Origin of the sequence: Pseudoalteromonas sp. XMcav2-N, assembly GCF_024124545.1 — a bacterium.
Lineage (GTDB): Bacteria > Pseudomonadota > Gammaproteobacteria > Enterobacterales > Alteromonadaceae > Pseudoalteromonas.
This window is the reverse complement of sequence record NZ_JAMXSF010000007.1, coordinates 247,229-265,714: the sequence shown is the minus strand read 5'-3', so window position 1 is coordinate 265,714 and position 18,486 is coordinate 247,229. Positions and strand designations below refer to the sequence as shown.

The following is an 18,486-nucleotide window of genomic DNA, read 5'->3' as shown; positions in this document are numbered from 1 at the left end:
ATATTGCCCCTGTTGAACTAACTGCTCACTCACATAACACCTGCTCATCGAGCCATTATTTTTGATTTTCCAGTCTGACTTCATTAATCAATATAAATAACTGTGCCGTGGCCTCTGCGTCAGCCATCGCTCTGTGGTGCTGAGTCAACATAATTCCCAGCTCTGCACAGACCTTGTTTAGTGCATAAGATTTCAAACCTGGCAACCATTTTCTGCCCAGCTGCACGGTACATAGTTTTGGCTTTTGAAAAACTTGATCAATTCGGGCAAATTCAGCTTTAACAAACCCCATATCAAAGTTGACATTATGCGCGACAAAAATGGCATCCTGCATAAAGTCTTCGACTTGCTGAGCAACGTCAGAAAAGAGGGGCGCATTCGCCACCATTTCGTTGCTAATGCCGGTTAGCTCTGTGATGTATTTAGGGATCCGCCGCATTGGGTTAATGAGGCTTTGCCAGCGTTTTACCACTTTGCCATCGACGACCCTGACCATCGCTATTTCTGTAATGCGATCAAACTCCTTTTTGCCTCCTGTGGTTTCCACATCAATTACAACATAAGCCTGTTGTGGTGCAATCTGCCAACACACTTGCTGAATGTCGACCTTAAAACCCGATTCAATCAGACGCCTTATTGTCACCAGCTGATTACGCCTAAGACTATCTCCTGGTGCTTTTATCTCAACGAATGACACATCGCTACCATGAATGCATACCAGGTCAGGATAGCCATCTTTAAGCATTTTAAAATCTTTACACATGGCGACCAGGTGTGTTTTTAGGGCCGTAATGGGAATTAATCGAGCCACCATGAATAACAGGTCCAGTGTAGGCCTGTGCCAGAAGACCAGTCGATTCGGTTTACCGAAATGTGCACTGGCCTGACGCAGTAGCCAGTCGAATAAACTTTGATTATCTGTAATTTTTCCAAGGATCTGTTCAATATGATCGCTATGTGCTTCATAAAATTGATTATATTTCAGGCTCCGTGGCGTTAAATCAAACTCATTGCTGGGTGCACCGGTTGTCGATTCGTAAAGCGCTGGCCAAAAAACCAAAACAAATAGCATGCGCCAGAACTGGTTTTCTCCATGGTAGGCTTTACTCCCGTGGCGGTGATACCAGGCAATTGCCCCCATTTCAGGATAACCAACATAGGCTTCGTCCAGTGCGATAGGAGAGCCGCTTTGACGTAGTATGTCTGTCAATACAGAGGTACGCTTGGTGGTGAATTTCAGCGCTGAGAAATCCTCGGCAAATATCAATAACTCTTCGTTTTGTGGGCAAGCCAGCACCTCTTCAAGCTGAGTCAGGCAAGCCTCATGGTCCCCAGCTGCGTACAGAGTACGAATATATTTCTCCTGTGCCTTTGGGTGGTTGCTGATCTTCAGCATCACCGTCGCAAGTGCTGGTTCTTCCCGGTCCAACTGACAAGCCAGTTTATGCGTCAAATCATCACGCTTAGTCTGTGCCATCGGTCCCTCTGCAGCTGGTACTTGTTCTTGATAGATCCGTGTTGCTAGCAACACTTTGTCGTCTAAGCTTAGATTATTCAGGAGTTTATTTTGACTAACATAAAAATAGGCACTTTGCGCCTCAGCCAACTCGGAAAAGTGTGCATTACCCGTTGATACGCCCTGACGTGTTTGCATTACACCCAGATCGCGCAACGAGAACTGCTGCAAAGTGCCGCCCAGTTTACCAAAGAATAAAAACAACCAATATTCAAAGTCTGCTTTGACTGGCGCTGACAAGTGAGCACGAAATACCGAGGTATCTGCCAGCGCAACGTGAGTGCATTGGGCGTAAACAAATTCATTCCATAGTGCTTTTTTTGCAGATTTTGTTGGGGGTGTGGAAGACACTTTGCCTGACGCTATCAGCTCAGACGCTATGGACTGTAACTGCTCCTTAGTCAACTCCCCCAATAGTACATCAGCATCCTTATCTTGCGCTGTTTGAACCAGCCCTTTACTACGCAGCTCATTCAAGGCAGCATCTGTGTCCTTAATTTCTGCGTAGTTTAGCTGTGCTCTGGTGACATACACACGTTTGCGATTGATAATACGCAACAATAAACACAGGCACTCTTCATCAAGAGAACCAAGTTCAGTGAACAGAGCCTGCTGTGATAAAGTAAGAAGATGAAAGCTGGTTTTTGAAACAAATCCCTGCAATTCATGAAAGTGGGTGAGATAATACTTCTCTGGTAACGCTTTTAACATACACACTCTACGCTGAATAATAACGGTGTGGACCCTTTACTACGTTGAGCAGTTCAAATCCAGGTAACAACTATAACAGCTCGCTGAAAACATGCTCAAACTGCTCTCCATTGTTCAACCTTTCCAGGCCGCTGTACATCTTCTTTGGGTTCATCGGTTTAACAGCTATGAACGAAGCCTGATAGTATTTGACATGAGTGTTAGGGAAGTCACGGAGATAAAATACCGACTTAATCTTAGAAACATCCTCATTTGTCACATCTATGTTTTCTAATAGAAATGGTACTCTATGGTCTACTCGGATCCCTGTTCCTTCGATGAACCAGGCTGGTATTTGAGTCAGTTCAGCCATCAAATTTGTTCGGTGCCTGACCTCGGCATGAACAAGCTCATGGGCAACAACGTCCGTATTCAGGCCCTTCGGACCTAGAAATATACATTCTCTAAAAAAACCGGACCTCTGCATGCCTGTCGGGTTGAATCCAAACTTTGCATATTTCGCATCAGCAGTGGCAATAATTCTGGGGTGTGAAGCTGGTGCACCATAGGTATCGGTAACTCTTGTTACGGCAGCCTCAACAGTATTGACGAGGTTAACTTGCTGCAGATGACTCATACTTTGATCAACATATAAGTTTGGCGACACTTCATCAAATTGAGAAGCACCGATCAGTTCGCAAACAATTGCTTCTTTTTGAAAGTAACCAAGGGGAAGCATTAAAAATGCAATCAAAGAAAAGGTATATATTTTAAATCTCTTCATTAATAGTCCAACAGTATATAGTCAACCCAATTAGCATTATGTTCTGGTTGTCGCATTTGCTTGAGCTATGTTATTTAATTATCAAGGCTTCAGCGTAGCCTTGTTTACTCTCTCAAATGCGGCAGTGGGCCGCATATTTTTATTATTCTTCGACTACGATCTGCTCATAGCTTAGGTGCTTTTTCAGGCAGCTCAGCAGCGCCTCAATGGATACTGGTTTGCTCAGATAATCATTCATACCGGCTTCAAGGCATTTTTTCTCATCGCCAACCATGGCATTGGCCGTAAGTGCCACTATGGTAATATCCATATTTGACTTACCCGCCTGCCCTTTTCGAATGGCTTTGGTCGCATGAAAACCGTCCATTTCTGGCATCTGACAATCCATCAATACCAGTGAATACCCCTCCGAATGTTGATATTCTCTCAGGTTACGTAGTGCCTCGTTACCATCACTCACAACATCAACATACTCAATGTCCAGCTTCTGCAACATGCTTACCGTTACTATCTGATTGACCTGATTATCCTCGGCCAACAAAATACGCGGTTTTGGCGCCCACTTCACCCTTGTCGTATCCTGATGGGGATCTTTCATACTCTTAAGGTAATGCGTAGTTACCAGCGGTTTGGCATTTGCCAATGCCTCTCCGTCATCTGCAACCACAGACAGGGCATTGAACAGATCTTCTGTCGTTGCAGGCTTAGGAAAGTACCCAGAGAACCCTAAGTCTGCGAAATAAGACGCATCGCCCTGATGACCGATTGAGGTCATCATAATAAGCTTGACTCCTTTAAAGCGCTTGTCCTCTTTGATGGTTTTGCCCAACTGTGCACCATCCATATTGGGCATCTGCATATCCAGCAACGCAATATCAAACATTTTACGCTGTCCGTCATGAAATCGTTTCTCGCACTCAGCCAATGCAGCTATACCAGATGAAGATTCAAAGACTTGTGCGCCCCAATGCCGCAGCTGCTGCCCAAGAACAGTGCGATTGGTCTGGTTGTCATCTACCACCAATAACTCAAGCTTGGACATATCCAGATCGGGTAGTATCTGCTTTGACTGGGCACTTTTTTCTAGCAACACCCGAAACTTAAACGTGCTCCCTTCGCCCTCAACACTCTCAACCCAGACATCGCCTCCCATTAGCTGGCACAGCTTTCTGACAATCGCAAGACCAAGGCCTGTCCCGCCATATTTGCGCGTTGTTGACGAGTCAACCTGAGAAAAAGAGTCGAATAGAGTTGCACTTTTCGCTTTTGGGATGCCAATCCCGGTATCTGTGATGGCACACTCCAGGCACAGGCCATTATTATCTAATTCGGTCAGCTTGCCCTGAATAATGACTTCACCTTGCTCTGTAAATTTAATTGCATTACCTACCAGGTTGGCGAGAATTTGCCTGATCCGGCTTGGATCACCTTTAGCCATGCTTTGTTCAATGTCAAGTGTATCCAGCACGAGCTCAAGCCCTTTACATTGTGCTTGCAAAGCTGCTGACTCGGCAAAGTCTTCAAACATACCTCGTAAATCAAAGTCGAGCATCTCAAGCTCCAGCTTTCCGGCATCGACTTTTGAAAAGTCCAGTATGTCATTGATCAGATTAAGGAGTGAGTTTGCGCTACTCATGGCCAGTTTAACCCGGTGCGTTTGTTGCTCATCCAATTCGTTGCTCAGCAATAGATTAAGCATACCAAGGACCCCATTCATTGGAGTACGTATCTCATGGCTCATTGATGCCAGGAATTCGCTTTTCGCCCGACTTGCCTGCTCAGCCTGACTTTTGGCATCTGCCAATGCTCTCTCTTGGGCAATTTCCTCAGAGATATCCTGTATAATGCCGACATAAGCAACCAACTCTCCCCGGTCATTACTTACGGGCGCAATATGTAGATTGTTCCAAAAAGATTTGCCCAGCTTCGTATAATTAAGGATCACAGTACGATGTGCTTTACGGTTGTTAATGGCCTCAACCATACTGTCCACCGCTTCCTGTGCCGTATCCTTGCCCTGCAGAAACTTACAGTTGGTCCCCAATACTTCTTCGCCATAACCCGTAACAGTTGTAAAGGCGCTGTTAATGAAGGTCAGCGGCAACCCATGTACTTTGGCATCTGAAATGATAATGCCAACATCACACGATTCTATTGCATATGCCAGCAGGTCGTTGTGTTCCTTTGCCTGGCTTAATGCTTCCTGGTACATTTTCTGATCTGTAATGTCAGTGAGAGAGCCAGACATGCGGATAGCTTTTCCTGACTCATTACGCAGGGCAAGGCCCTTTGAACGAAAATAGCGGTAATCGTTTTGTCGGGTACGCAAACGAAACTCTACGTCGAACCCACCTTTACCATTCAAATGGTCTTGTAGTGCAGAAAACGTCGCACTTCTGTCTTTTGGATGTAAATGATGTTCAAGCACTTCAAAACGGTCAGGAAACCCCTTATGATCAGATGGATTATAGCCCAGCAATTCCCTGTATCTTGGCGAGTAAAATACATCTCCGCTTTCGATATCCCAATCCCAAATACCGTCATGGCTCCCCTCGATGGCCAGCTTGAAGCGCTCTTCGCTTTTTTTAATCCTTTGCTCAGATGTTTGCAAACGTTTAAATGGATTAAGGAGCAATTGACGACCAAAAAACAGCAGCAACAAAAAGGACAATGACAGACCGATAAAAATTGCCTGGCCAAGCTCAACAATAAAAGCAAAGACACTATCATCTATGGTTGACTGACTTATCATCAGGCTGACATGAATATCCGTGCCAGGCATCTGTGTGTTGTGCAATACAACGTACTCCGCATTTGGAGCAGCATTACTGTAATCGACCCACTGTCCGGACAATTCGACCGCCAGAGCCTGATTACTCAGATCCATTGCCAGAAGGTTAGCCAAATCAGCATCAAATTCAGCAACTAACACGCCCTCAGTAAATCCGTTGTACTCTATAGGCACCGCGATAACAAAACTAAACAGCTGAGCATCACGCTGTAAAATCACTGCATGCGATAATCGCCCATCCAACAGCAATTCCAGCCAGTCGTCTTCTTCGCCAGGTACCAATAACACCTGACCACTGCGGTAAACCGGCTCGCCAAGGACATTGTACAGGGACAGTGGTTCCTTTTTCCCGAGGATCCGATATTCCCCCAGGAAATCAGACAAAGAAGCTCGGGAAATATCTGAGCCCATAACCCCATTGGCCAAAACCGGGTATTGCGCCAGATCTTTGAGCAGTACCAGACGGGTACGCAAAAACTGACCGAGGTTGCTAACGCCCAAACGCGCCTCGGTCTGACGCACTTCCGTTTGCACCTGACGAATGGCAGTATCTGCATGGTTACTCAACATCACAAGGCTCAGAGAAACAGACAATATCAGGCTACACAACAAAAATGCGTAGAATGCCTTGTCGGAGCTCATTTTAAATAGCGACTTCTCAGCGTTGTTATTCATTGATTTTTTAGCACCTTGATACTGCCATCAGCGTTATAACTGGCCATACATATGTCTTCCAGACCCAAAGCTTCATGGGCATCGGGTTGCGACTCTGACCAGGGAGAAAACGGTTGCTTGTAGACTTTGATCAACCCCTGGACTGGTTGCTTAAGGTTTTCAAGTGCACGACGCAATGCGGCTCTGTCTTGTTTTACGTTGCCGCTCAGAGAGATTTGATCGAGCGAAGCCAAAAACAGTCGACCTAAGTCATAACCATGGATAAAACCAGCCGGAGACTGTATAAATTGTCCATCAACGATTTTTTCTGGGTAAGCGGTTATTAACTGTTGCCACACCCGGGCTACAAATTCAGCATGTGGCCGTTGCTGAAATGAGAAACAACTTTGCAAAAAGTGTAAATCTATTCCTGCACGCAACTCATCAGCCACCTGAGCGAAAAAGTTACCACCCGTTATGCCCCAGTGACTGATAATAGCAGGGCGCTGAGTGTCAGGCGCCTGTCCAACCGCCTTTACCAACTGTTTGCCCTCCAGTGCATTCCCCACAAAAATCACGCAGTCATGCCCATTACTGGCAATCTCTCGTAGCATGATTTTGGCGGCATTCATTTTCATATTCCAGTTGAACCAGGTCACAGGGGCCTCAGGCTTGTCGAGTGCCTGAGTTATAGTCTGATAATTTGATTTCCCCCAGGGCGTGCGCTCCAGTAGCATATGCGGCGAACGACACTGTTTTTGTCTGGCGAATTCCACCAGCCTCAACCCGGCTTTGGTGTCATCAATAGACAACCTGAACACCCAATTGTTAGCATCCGGGTAACGTGTTATCGGTCCACCGGCTGCCCAGGGTACTAAGAGTAGAATGCCCTGTTGATTAATAAACTCGCGATGTTTTATATAAGGCGGCGAATGTAACCCACCCAACACCAGTAAAGCACGCTCGTCTTGCAAAAAGCGCCGCATGGTCAGTAAACTGCGATTACTGTTGCCTCTGTGGTCCTTTTCAAGGAGCTGCAGCCGAAATCCCTGAACCTCAAAATTACGCTCACTTAACGCGCTATTAAAGCCCATTTTCATGGCTTCGGCCGACTCGCTATGACTGCTATAATCAGAGTCGTGATATATATACAGCACAGGCCGCTCGGCGGCAGTGGCCAGCACACTGAAAGTTACAATGAAAAGAAAAACAGCAAGCAGCGTCCGTTTCATATTCATAAGCGCGTTAAGTACCTGATTATTTAAAGTTAGACTATTTCAAAAAGATTGCTTAGCGCAACACCGTGTTAATCTTTTTTAGTCAGGATAATGATACACCTCGATGGGCTGACTGCGTCCACTGAGTTCAACCATAGCAACACGCTTTAGTTGTGTCAGCTTAGACTGCTGAACGCTTTGCTCACTGACTAAGATAGGATGTTGCAACTCCTTTGTTTTGCTCTCAATGCGCGCTGCCACATTTACCGTGTCACCGATGACGGTATAGTCCATACAGCTGCTGCTTCCTACATTACCAGCGATCGCATCGCCGCTATGAATACCAATCCCAATCTTGATTTCCGGCAGACCATCAGCACTGAACTCTTGATTTAACTGCTTCAGTGCCTTTAACATTTCGCGCGCCGCTTCTATTGCATTTCGCGCATTATTCTCTTCTTTTTGAGGGGTGCCGAACACAGCCATAATGGCATCACCGATAAATTTATCTATCATCCCCTGATGAGAAAAAATAACGCTGCTCATGCGTGAAAAATAACGATTCAGCAATCGTGTTATCACTTCCGGATCATGCTGCTCGCACATTCTGGTGAACCCGCGAATATCGGCCATCAGCACCGTGACATCCCGTTTTTCGCCTCCGGGCTCAATGTCCACCTCCCCTCGTTCGACCGCTTTCACCAACTGCTCAGGCAAGTAACGCAGCAAGCGTTCTCGGTGACGCAATTTGGTATAAGTTCCCGTAATATAGCTCGACAATGACCAGGCAAGAAACCCGGAGCAAACGATAATAACTTGTTCATGGATCTCAATAGCGCGCGCTGTGTGGCTGTGTTCCAGTACCAAAGTTCCAGTTAGCAGGCAGCACAAAGTGGAAAAGTAGATAATTAATTTGCCCTGACGGAACGCACTCATGATGTTGAACAACAGTAACACACTCACCAACATGAGTTCGAATTCGGTTTTGTGAAGATCCTGCAACAGGTGTTTGACCAAATCCAGTGATTCAATTTCAAAAGAAACCGCCAGAATGATCGCATAATCAAATAGGATAGAGACGTACTTAAGCCAGGGTTTATAACTGTCTGACATTGCCCAGCGCATCACCAGCGCACACCACAAGGCAACAATCGCAAGCGTACCCAGGTCAACAGCTATCAGCGTACTATCCCACCCAATACTGTATAAACCAATAACAAGCTCTGTGACAAACAAAGCCATTAGTCCATAAAAACGGAGTTTATTGACATGGAGTTCCATCTCCATTTCACGCCTTTGATAACAATCGGTCAGTAACTTGTCAAAACTGCTATCAATGTCCTTTAACCATTTCATTGTCGCTTCACCAGATTATGGAGTTACCACCAGTTTAGCCTCAAGCTGATCGGTTATTCAGCTTTTGTAGCATTTTTTTGTACATGCCAGTGACAGCATCGGTTCCCTGTACCGGATTATCTATAATCAGATGATTGAACTTAGGCGAAGAATTCAGCTCAATCAGATAAAAACAATCGTCCTGGCCCAGGATAATGTCAAAGCCAACAAACCCAAGATTAGCTAACTCAAAGACAGGTTTAACAAACTCAAACAAGGTTTTGAGCAGGGCCTCATCCTGTTCCAGTGTCGCCACTTCATTCTTTTCCCAGTACCGTACATTAAACGTCTGAGCCATACCTCTTTTGTAGGCCAGTAATGGTTCTCCAAATCCACAAACAAGGCGGTACTCAGCTTTGTTTTTAACATAAGCCTGTGCCAGTGCCAGGTAGTCATAATGCTTCGACTGGGCGTTGAATATTTCATTATAAGCAACACTGAGCGATGCTCTATCGTCACACAAATGCACATTAATCCCCAATGCCCCGCTGTTGCTTTTCACAACCACCGGATAACCAAATTTGGCCTCTGTGGCATCAAGGATTGCATCCATGCTTTGGTATTCCAGGTAATGTCGGTATTCCTGTGGAATATTCGGGTCCAGAAAAGACAGTGTTTCAGGCATAGTCACTGCTTGATTAAAAGCCTGATAAGAGTGCATTTTATCCCTGCATATGCCGTAAATAGATTCGGAGTTAAAGGGAGTTTTGTTTAGTTCAAAATACTCAACCCCGTGATTAAAATAAACCCGCACCAGGTTCTGCTCACGATCAATGCACTCGTGTTTTAGCCCTAACTGTTGGCATGCTTCAATCAAACAGGCAACCTGTCTTTCCATTATGTTTCTCCGTACCGGTGATCTTGAGGGGGTAATACCAATTTGCTTAATTAAGTGTTCTATTTTGAGGCGAGAACATATGTTCGATAACAAGGCAAAAATTTTACTATTTAGTGGTTCTAAATGAGAAATTTTTAACACAGTTAGCTTCAAATTTGCTCCTTCAAATTGAACAGGTATTAAGTGAAATTGGTATCAATGATGGCGGCAAGTATCTATGCGAATTATTGCTTTGGCAAGCCTACGGATACCAGACACATACATTAAAAAAGGAGGCGATGCCTCCTTTGAAGTGATTTACTATTATTTTATCAGGTTGACTCACCACCAGACATCTGGCTCTGGATATAGTTTGGCAGACCCACTAACTTAATAAGCCCCAGATGCTGCTCCAGCCAATAGATGTGATCCATTTCTGTATCATCAAGCAGCGCCTCCAGCATTTCGCGAGATACATAGTCTTGCTCTTCTTCACACACTGCGATGACCTTTTTCAAATGGTCCTTAACTGTGATCTCTGCGGCCAGGTCGTTTTCCAGCATTTCCTGCACATTTTCACCTACTTTGATGGGTGCCCTGGATGCGGTATCTGGTGTGCCCTCTAAAAATAGGATGCGTTCTGTAATGCGTTTTGCATGATCCAGCTCTTCTTCGTATTCATGCGCCAATTTGTGGTGCAACCTTGATAGCCCCCAGTCTTCGTACATTTTTGAATGAGCCAGATACTGATCCATTGACGATAATTCTAAGGTCAGCTGCTTGTTGAGTAAATCGATTACTTTTTGAGAACCTTGCATGTTTTACTCCTCAATTTGCGATTGCAGATAGTTTTCTATGCCGCAGTTTTTGATGAGGAATTGCTGAGTTTCAATCCAGTCAACATACTCTTCCTCATATTCAAGGATATCCTCGAGCAACTCGCGACTGACATAGTCTTGCTCTTTTTCACACAGTTCAATCGCACCGCGTAACACTGGCAGCTGCTCCATTTCAAACGCCATATCGCAACTGAGCATTTCTTCTGTGTGTTCACCAATACGAAGCTTTTCGAGGTGTTGTAGATTTGGCAGGCCTTCCAAAAATAAGATCCGCTCGATTAAGTCATCGGCCTGTTTCATGTCTTTTATTGATTTTTTATAAGCTTTCTCGTTCAGCTCCTCAATGCCCCAGTTTTTCCACATGCGTGCATGCAGAAAATACTGGTTAATGGACGTCAGCTCGAGTGTTAATACCTGATTTAGTGCTGCTATTACTTGCTTGCTACCCTGCATAGGGCCCCCTCAATAAGGAATAGTTAGACGCTTTATAACCCTAGAACAAAATTGCAACTTAGCAAGACCGATTAAAACTAATAAATTTCTTGATATATCCTTTTAAAATAAACAACTTATAAGCTTAGTAAGAACAATTTTCATTGCGAATAACAGTCTTTATTTGAATACTTCATTTTGACAAATCCCGGCTATTGCATCGTGCTCAGGTAAATTGCGACTCTAATTGCATGAACGCAGCAATGGCACTAAATCACCAGCACCTCAGCCTGTTATAATTTAACAAGAAAAGCTGAGCGGCTTAATTGAGCGTTTTCACCGTTTTGATGCCCAAACGTTTTGCAAGGCGCACCAGGTTAGCCCGATCAACGGCTAATTCGCGTGCCGTAGCAGCCCAGTTGAGGTCATTGGCTTTTAGTCTGGCTGTGATCAGTTGCTTCTGAAATGACTCGGTCGCCGCCTTTAACGTTTGCTCTTTGGACAGCTGCAAAGATACTCGCTCATTACTAACGCTATTTGGGTCTGATGCGTCACTCTCCCGTTGTACACCATGCACGACATCAACCAGTACGATATCCTGGTCCCAGGCTGCATGCTTCGCTTTCAACGCAGCCCGGCTCAGCACATGCTCGAGTTCGCGCACATTTCCCGGCCAGTCATGCTGATTAAGTTGGTTCATAAAAGCATCAGACAAAACCAGCTGACGCACACCCAGCTTTTTGCGCAGTTGCTCAACAAAAAAGCCGGCAAGCGACACGATATCCTGCGCCCGCTCTCTTAATGAAGGTACCTGTATTGGAAACACGCTTAAGCGGTGATACAAGTCAGCACGAAAGCGCCCCATCTCAACCTCATGGCGCAAGTTTCGGTTCGTTGCGGCCACAATCCTCACATCAACATACTGCGGCTTGTCTGTACCAACCGGCTGGATTTCACCACTTTGTAACGCCCTGAGTAATTTACTTTGCATACTCAAGGGGAGTTCGCCAATTTCATCGAGAAACAAGGTGCCGCCATGGGCAACCAGAAACTTACCTTCCCGGTGTCTGTCTGCGCCGGTAAACGCCCCTTTTCGATGGCCAAAGAATTCACTCTCAGCCAGGTTTTCGCTCAAAGAGGCACAGTTAACCTGTACAAATGGCCCCTGACAACGCGACGAATGCTCATGAATACGCCGTGCAACCAGCTCCTTACCTGTGCCTGTTTCTCCCTGAATGAGTACGCTTAACTCTGAGTTAGCAACCAAATCGATGTCCTGTTTAAGTCGCTGCATAACGGCACTCTCACCCACCATAGTATAACTTTGATGGCTGATCTCTCTGAGCATTGCCATGCCATGACGAGCCCGCTCAGCTAACGTGGACAGGGTCAGGGCCGTTGCAAAATGTGCAGCCACTAAAGACTGCAACATACCCAACACAGGCACTGCGACTTGCTCAAATGCACTCGGGGTGAGGCTGTCAAAGGTGACCATACCAAGCAAGGAGTCTCCCTGATAAAGTGAAAACCCCATACAGGCATGTACAGGCAAAGTACCGGCTCTGGCCATCAGTAAACCATCATAAGGATCTGGTAGCTGACAATCCGCTGCAAAAATCTGCGGCTGGTTAGCCGCTGCGATTGCAGCCAGCCTTGGATGGTCTTCTATTACAAACCGTCTGCCCATGGCTTCGGGCGCGAGACCTGAGCACGCCAGTGGATAAGCCACGCCTTGCTCACACCGCAACACAGCTGTGGCATCTGCCGTTATGACACTCTGGAGTGCGAGGACCAGCGACTGACTAAACGCCCCCAGATCCCCTTCATCCAGCCTGGGAAGTTGATGGGTCAGTTCAGTACTGATACCGAGTAAATGTGATAGTGTTCTCTGATCCAAGTCAAAATGACCTATAAAAGTTTTTAAGACTTCAGCAGTGTAGGTCATTTTGACTTACCCATACAACGTGAAATACTTATCTTGTTGTTTTTAAATTAAATTAATATTGGCATGTTTTGTGCGCTTATAAGTATCTCTGTATCAGTTAGTTCGATTCACTGAGCTTGTAAGGGTAATTATGAAACACTATCGCCGTGCACTTCCTTATGCCAACCAATGTCTGCTATTGAGCCTGATTGGCTTTATGTTTGCCATTATGGCCAGCTATAGCTTTGACCAATACTTGTCCTTGTCGACACAAATTGCCGCACACATCAGCACCATTATTTTCGCAACAACCCTGAAAGTGAGCTATGTCGTTCGCTGTTTTTGCCAATACAACCTTGGTCAGGAGGTGCGCTGATGAGCTTGCTTAACCTTGAAGAGCCCGTGCAGCAATCAGCAAAATGGTATCAACCAAAACATGCGCCGTTACTCATGCTGGCATTCAGACCGTTATTTTTACTTGGCAGTCTGTGGGCCTGTGCGGCAATGATCGCCTGGTTTGCAATTCTGAGTGGTTATCTGAGTTGGCCAGGCACTTTCCCGGCGACGCTCTGGCACGCCCATGAGATGCTATTCGGCTTTGCCAGTGCAATCGCCATCGGCTTTTTATTTACCGCCGCCAAGAACTGGACCGGAGTCAGCACCCTAAATAGCTGGCCTTTACTTGGGCTATGCGTGGTTTGGGCCAGTGCCAGGGTAGCAGGGATCTGGTCTGCACAACCACTGTTGTGGCTGATAATCTTTCAGGGCTTATTTTGGTTGATCAGTATCTGTCACTTTACCTGGGTTGTCCTGCAGGTTCATAACAGTAAAAACTACTTGTTTGTACCCGTACTTGCACTTTTGGCGACCCTGAACATGGTGTTTATTGTGGTACTGGACCAGCACGCTTATGAACTGGCAGGCTTGCTCAGCCAGATGGCAGTACTCGGCTTTACGTTGCTGATCAGTATACTGGGCGGCCGCGTCGTGCCTTTCTTTCTTTCTCGCGGTCTGGGGCTGTCACATCAACAGCGCACTCCCCGGCTGGACAAGGCACTATTGCTTGTTTCTGTACTTGGGATGTGCGGTTTTTTTGCACACCACTTTCTTCAACAGCCCATGGTCCCCGGATACCTTTTAATACTGGCGGGTTTACTTCATGTGTTGCGGGCAAGTTTTTGGTTTCAGGCACGCATGTTTACCGTGCCCTTATTATGGTCCTTGTATCTAGCTTATCTTTTGATGGCAATGGGTCTGATTGGTTTTGGTGCGGCCTATCTGGGTAGCAGCTGGCAGGCAAAAGACGCACTACATCTGATTACCATAGGTGGTATGGGGATGATGATCCTGGCCATGATGGCACGGGTAGCACTTGGCCATACTGCTCGCCCTTTAACGCCTCATCCGCTCATTTCTGTCGCTTTTATCCTGTGCCTGATCAGCGCCCTGATCAGAAGCCTGTTACCTGCGTATATCGGACCGCATCTGGCCTGGCAAATCAGCGCACTCATTTGGTCTGTCAGCTTCGCACTGTTCGCCTTTATTTATGCGCCCATACTGGTACGAAAACGTCTGGATGGTCGTCGCGGTTAATACCTTAAATTCTCGTGCTTTTCACGCCATCTGGCGTCATTTTTACCGCTCCTGAGTGGAGCGGAACCATTAGGAGTTTTTTATGCTTTCTCAACGAACAATCACCCTGGTTAAACAATCTCTGCCACTACTGGCTGATGCCGGAGTTGAAGTCACTGAGCATTTTTATCAGCGTATGTTCGCTCATAACCCTGAATTACTTGATGTCTTTAATCTCAGTAATCAACGCTCGGGCAAACAGCAGTTCGCCCTGTTCAATGCACTGGCGGCCTACGCAACCTATATCGATCAGCCCGAAGTACTGACCAGTGCAATAGCCCGGATCAATCACAAGCATGCCAGTTTGGGGATTGCGCCACATCACTATCCCATTGTCGGAGAACACCTGCTTGCAACCTTACGAGAAAAGTTCCCTGAACAATTCAATACCGACATAGAAAAAGCCTGGGGTGAGGCCTACGCCTTCCTTGCCGATCTGTTTATTACACAAGAGGAAGGTATCTATCAACAGGCCGAGCAATTGCGGGGCGGCTGGCGGGGTACACGTCGTTTCTATATCAGCAAAATTGTAACGGAATCAGAGCTGGTAAAAAGCTTTTATCTGGCTCCGTGCGATGAGCAGGCTGTAATGCCTTATCAGGCAGGACAATACCTGGCTATTTGTTGTTCCATTCCAGCAGAGCATCATCAACAGATCCGCCAGTATTCCCTGTCTCACGCCTCAAATGGCCGCACTTATCGTATCAGTGTTAAACGAGACAATCTGGTATCAGGTTATCTTCACTCGCTGCCAGAAGGCGCTGAGCTTGACATCATGCCTGTGGCAGGAGATTTCGTCCTTAAACACACCGAGACGCCTAAAGTACTTATCAGTGCAGGGGTGGGTATCACTCCCATGATGGCCATGCTGCACACGCTGGCTGAGCGCAGTTTCTCCGGGGAGCTGCATTTCCTGCATGCTTGTCGCTCACCCTCGCAACTGAGTTTTAGCACAGAACTTACGCAGGCTGCCAGTAGTCTGCCCGCTCTGACAACCTGGACCTGGATTGAAGAAGGGGCTACCGGTGCAATCTCAGAAAAATCCAACACAGGACGCATGTTGTTAGCGCCGCTGAGTACCTCTCTGCCGCTTGGGAATGGTGAGTTCTACCTATGCGGACCGACGCCTTTTATGGCTGACATCAAGCAACAATTGCTCGCTCTGGGGGTAGACGAATCACGTATTTTGTATGAAGTATTCGGGCCTCATGAGACTCTGTAATATCGACCAAAAATCGACTTAAAAAGTCTGATAAGATGAGAGTCTCCTGAGGTTGCTTATATCAGGCAACCCTGACTTACAGCAAAAGGACCCCTCTATGAGTGACTCTCTAATTTTCAGTAAGCCTGCCAAAGTGTTAGTTGTTTGCATGGGCAACATTTGCCGCTCTCCTACCATGGAGGCAGTATTGGCACAGACTGCAGCCCAGCGAGGTCTGAGTCTGGAGGTCGACTCAGCGGGCACCATCGCCTATCATCAGGGCAATCCACCTGACAAACGCAGCGCAGCAGCCGCCCGTAAACGAGGGTATGACCTGTCATCTGTCAAAGCCAGACAGGTGCAGTCACAGGACTTTGAACACTTTGATTTGATCTTGTGCGCTGATGAGCAAAACCTGGCAGATCTTCAGTCCAGATGCCCTGAACAGTACCAGCATAAACTGGCGCTTTTTTTACGCTTTGGCGAGCAGCAACAAGACGAAGTGCCCGATCCATATTACGGCGGTACAGACGGGTTTGAACTGGTGTTAGATCTGGTTGAGCACGCCAGTGACATCATCATCGCTAAACTAAGCAAACAGAATTAAAGCGCTATCAGCAAAGTCCTGTCCTCGGGGACTTTGCTGCTGCCTTTGGCTCGTATCTGACCTAAACTCATAGATTTAAATCAATGATTAGGCACAATTGGTCAGAATCGTGTCTGTTAATACCGACTGCGATATGGGCTTTGCAACCACCCCGTCAAACCCTAACCTGATATACTGGGATATATCGCTCTCAAACACATTCGCAGTCACGGCAATCACGGGAACAACTGGCCATTGTGACCTTATCTCCTGAAATGCCTCAACGCCTCCCATCACAGGCATTTGAATATCCATCAATATTAACTGAATATCTGCGCTCATTTTATCTATTGCTTCCTGGCCGTTCACAGCCAGCGCCGTTTTAGCCCCCTGACTAACCAGCATCTTCTGCAGGATAATCTGGTTTACAGCGTTGTCTTCTACAATCAGAATGGATAAGCCTTGTAACAAAGTGGCATCGTCTGTTTTTTGTGGCTCTGACTCAACCTCTTCGTCAGCCTCCTTCGTGGTTTTTTCAGGCAATGCCAAAGGCAAGGACAGCTCGACACTGGTGCCACTTCCAGATTGACTGGTGATATTAATTGTTCCGTGCATCGCATCGACCAAAGATTTGACGATTGCCAGACCCAATCCAACACCACTGTAAAGCCGGGTTGCAGAAGCATCTCCCTGTTCAAAATGAGTAAACAACTTACTAAGCACCTCTTCTTTGATGCCCGCCCCTGTGTCACTTATAACAATGGCTAGCCACTGTGAATCTGAAGCAGCAGTAAAAGACAGCGAAATACGCCCCCGCTCTGTAAATTTAACGGCATTACTGAGTAGATTGACTAGTACTTGCTTAAGTCGCAACTCGTCGCCCAGTCTCAACGGATGTTCAACGTTAAATGCGCAATTAAACCTGAGCTTTTTCTGCTCACACTCCTGACGAAAAATATGTTCAATAGTTTTGCTCACTCTACGCAAGTCAAATTCACGCACCTCAAGTTGCAACTTACCCTTTTCTATCTGTGTAAAATCTAAAATATCATTCACCAAAGTCGACAGCATCTCGCTACACATAGTTGCCGTATCAAGTAGCGATACGCTTTCGTTCGACTGGGGTTCTTTACGTAGTAATTGCAGTGCGCCATACAGGCCATTGATCGGTGTTCTCAGTTCATGAGACATATTGGCAAGTAACTGGGATTTTGCCTTGCTGGCCTGCTCTAAATCCTTGGAGGTGGCATTCAATTTAGCGATAGAGTCATTGCGTGACTTTAGTAATTCCCCCATATATCTGTCGGCCTGCCTGTTATGGCGGAACAGGTACGCGATAAACGCCATAAATAACAGTGCCAGCCCAAGCAAAGATAAGAGCAAAACATGGGTTTTAAACTCATTTTGCCGGATCATGTTAGTTTCGCTAACTGCTCTGATGTTATCAAGCGCTTTAAACACGGTTGCCTGATACTGAGATTTGAGCGCAAAGTAGGTATCATCCAGCAGAATACGCTGCGCCAGCTCCAATTTACCAGCTCGCGCAAGCGCAAATGCTTTTGATTCAATTTCAATCAGCTTAGTGTTTACCTGAGCCGTTGCAGCGATTGCATCCGCTATGATAGGGTCCAATGCTTCAGCCTCTAACAGCGTCTGATCCAGAGTGTTAGCGATGTTAAGATACCGTCTGGACCATTTTTCTTCCTGGGTGAAGGTAAACATACGTGAAGACATGGTCAGCACTTCATCGTAGTAAATAATATCGCTGGTGATCTTCTTGATAGATTGTATGTGCGAATTTAGCGCATTACGTTCATTTAAGCTGGAAATCACAAACGGCACCAAAGCAGCCAATGCGATGAAAACAATGACTAACAATAACAGTAACTTAACTCTTAGTTGCTTTACCTGCCCCAGTGGATCGGCCATAATTAAGTCTAAAAATTGTGGATACTATAATATATTGAGTATGTGCATTTTTTTACCTGGTTCAAGCCATCCCGACAGA

The 18,486-nt window shown here is 46.2% G+C and carries 14 protein-coding genes; 4 read left to right on the top strand and 10 right to left on the bottom strand.

Features of this window, described 5'->3' with window-relative positions:
- Positions 1-55: 55 nt before the first annotated feature.
- The 9 genes from NH568_RS11725 to norR form a co-directional block, all read right to left on the bottom strand.
- Positions 56-2,227: an exonuclease domain-containing protein gene (locus NH568_RS11725; RefSeq protein ID WP_253047493.1), complete on the bottom strand. Its 2,172-nt coding sequence runs from the start codon at positions 2,225-2,227 to the stop codon at positions 56-58.
- A gap of 70 nt (positions 2,228-2,297) precedes the next feature.
- Positions 2,298-2,990 (bottom strand): hypothetical protein, encoded by a 693-nt coding sequence (locus NH568_RS11720; protein WP_253047490.1) that lies wholly within the window; start codon positions 2,988-2,990, stop codon positions 2,298-2,300.
- A 142-nt stretch (positions 2,991-3,132) separates the two neighbouring features.
- Positions 3,133-6,456 (bottom strand): response regulator, encoded by a 3,324-nt coding sequence (locus NH568_RS11715; RefSeq protein WP_253047487.1) that lies wholly within the window; start codon positions 6,454-6,456, stop codon positions 3,133-3,135.
- Positions 6,453-7,673, bottom strand: a complete 1,221-nt coding sequence (locus NH568_RS11710; protein WP_253047483.1) for an ABC transporter substrate-binding protein — start codon at positions 7,671-7,673, stop codon at positions 6,453-6,455. Before NH568_RS11710 ends, NH568_RS11715 begins: the two co-directional genes overlap by 4 nt.
- Before the next feature lie 78 nt (positions 7,674-7,751).
- Positions 7,752-9,008 (bottom strand): adenylate/guanylate cyclase domain-containing protein, encoded by a 1,257-nt coding sequence (locus NH568_RS11705; RefSeq protein ID WP_253047480.1) that lies wholly within the window; start codon positions 9,006-9,008, stop codon positions 7,752-7,754.
- A gap of 40 nt (positions 9,009-9,048) precedes the next feature.
- Positions 9,049-9,885 carry a hypothetical protein gene (locus NH568_RS11700; RefSeq protein ID WP_253047477.1) on the bottom strand — a complete coding sequence of 279 codons (837 nt, stop codon included), beginning with the start codon at positions 9,883-9,885 and terminating at the stop codon, positions 9,049-9,051.
- Between the two features lie 311 nt (positions 9,886-10,196).
- The gene (gene bfr, locus NH568_RS11695) at positions 10,197-10,682 is read right to left on the bottom strand and encodes a bacterioferritin (RefSeq protein WP_253047475.1); all 486 of its coding nucleotides are present in this window, start codon (positions 10,680-10,682) and stop codon (positions 10,197-10,199) included.
- A 3-nt stretch (positions 10,683-10,685) separates the two neighbouring features.
- Positions 10,686-11,156, bottom strand: a complete 471-nt coding sequence (bfr, locus tag NH568_RS11690) for a bacterioferritin (RefSeq protein WP_253047473.1) — start codon at positions 11,154-11,156, stop codon at positions 10,686-10,688.
- A 301-nt stretch (positions 11,157-11,457) separates the two neighbouring features.
- Positions 11,458-13,032 (bottom strand): nitric oxide reductase transcriptional regulator NorR, encoded by a 1,575-nt coding sequence (norR, locus tag NH568_RS11685; protein WP_349288007.1) that lies wholly within the window; start codon positions 13,030-13,032, stop codon positions 11,458-11,460.
- A gap of 178 nt (positions 13,033-13,210) precedes the next feature.
- On the opposite strand from norR, the gene NH568_RS11680 reads away from it, so the two are divergent.
- The 4 genes from NH568_RS11680 to NH568_RS11665 all read left to right on the top strand — a co-directional run bounded on the left by NH568_RS11680 (position 13,211) and on the right by NH568_RS11665 (position 16,499).
- Positions 13,211-13,435: a hypothetical protein gene (locus NH568_RS11680; RefSeq protein WP_253047469.1), complete on the top strand. Its 225-nt coding sequence runs from the start codon at positions 13,211-13,213 to the stop codon at positions 13,433-13,435.
- Complete coding sequence (locus NH568_RS11675; protein WP_253047467.1) at positions 13,435-14,652, top strand: NnrS family protein; 1,218 nt, start codon at positions 13,435-13,437, stop codon at positions 14,650-14,652. The genes NH568_RS11680 and NH568_RS11675 overlap by 1 nt, the downstream gene beginning before the upstream one ends.
- Positions 14,653-14,734: 82 nt before the next feature.
- On the top strand, positions 14,735-15,913 hold the full coding sequence (gene hmpA, locus NH568_RS11670) for an NO-inducible flavohemoprotein (RefSeq protein ID WP_253047466.1): 1,179 nt from the start codon (positions 14,735-14,737) through the stop codon (positions 15,911-15,913).
- Positions 15,914-16,010: 97 nt separating this feature from the next.
- Complete coding sequence (locus NH568_RS11665) at positions 16,011-16,499, top strand: low molecular weight protein-tyrosine-phosphatase (RefSeq protein WP_253047465.1); 489 nt, start codon at positions 16,011-16,013, stop codon at positions 16,497-16,499.
- Between the two features lie 87 nt (positions 16,500-16,586).
- On the opposite strand, the gene NH568_RS11660 is transcribed toward NH568_RS11665, so the two are convergent.
- Positions 16,587-18,407 carry an ATP-binding protein gene (locus NH568_RS11660; protein ID WP_253047464.1) on the bottom strand — a complete coding sequence of 607 codons (1,821 nt, stop codon included), beginning with the start codon at positions 18,405-18,407 and terminating at the stop codon, positions 16,587-16,589.
- Positions 18,408-18,486: the final 79 nt, after the last annotated feature.

Excerpts from the sequence above, each read along its gene's own strand:
- NH568_RS11715 (WP_253047487.1), bottom strand. The coding sequence starts at position 6,456 with ATGAATAACAACGCTGAGAAGTCGCTATTTAAAATGAGCTCCGACAAG.
- NH568_RS11720 (WP_253047490.1), bottom strand. The coding sequence starts at position 2,990 with ATGAAGAGATTTAAAATATATACCTTTTCTTTGATTGCATTTTTAATG.
- bfr (WP_253047473.1), bottom strand. The coding sequence starts at position 11,156 with ATGCAGGGTAGCAAGCAAGTAATAGCAGCACTAAATCAGGTATTAACA.
- NH568_RS11665 (WP_253047465.1), top strand. The coding sequence starts at position 16,011 with ATGAGTGACTCTCTAATTTTCAGTAAGCCTGCCAAAGTGTTAGTTGTT.
- bfr (WP_253047475.1), bottom strand. The coding sequence starts at position 10,682 with ATGCAAGGTTCTCAAAAAGTAATCGATTTACTCAACAAGCAGCTGACC.
- NH568_RS11710 (WP_253047483.1), bottom strand. The coding sequence starts at position 7,673 with ATGAATATGAAACGGACGCTGCTTGCTGTTTTTCTTTTCATTGTAACT.
- hmpA (WP_253047466.1), top strand. The coding sequence starts at position 14,735 with ATGCTTTCTCAACGAACAATCACCCTGGTTAAACAATCTCTGCCACTA.
- NH568_RS11680 (WP_253047469.1), top strand. The coding sequence starts at position 13,211 with ATGAAACACTATCGCCGTGCACTTCCTTATGCCAACCAATGTCTGCTA.
- NH568_RS11675 (WP_253047467.1), top strand. The coding sequence starts at position 13,435 with ATGAGCTTGCTTAACCTTGAAGAGCCCGTGCAGCAATCAGCAAAATGG.
- NH568_RS11660 (WP_253047464.1), bottom strand. The coding sequence starts at position 18,407 with ATGGCCGATCCACTGGGGCAGGTAAAGCAACTAAGAGTTAAGTTACTG.
- NH568_RS11700 (WP_253047477.1), bottom strand. The coding sequence starts at position 9,885 with ATGGAAAGACAGGTTGCCTGTTTGATTGAAGCATGCCAACAGTTAGGG.
- NH568_RS11705 (WP_253047480.1), bottom strand. The coding sequence starts at position 9,008 with ATGAAATGGTTAAAGGACATTGATAGCAGTTTTGACAAGTTACTGACC.
- NH568_RS11725 (WP_253047493.1), bottom strand. The coding sequence starts at position 2,227 with ATGTTAAAAGCGTTACCAGAGAAGTATTATCTCACCCACTTTCATGAA.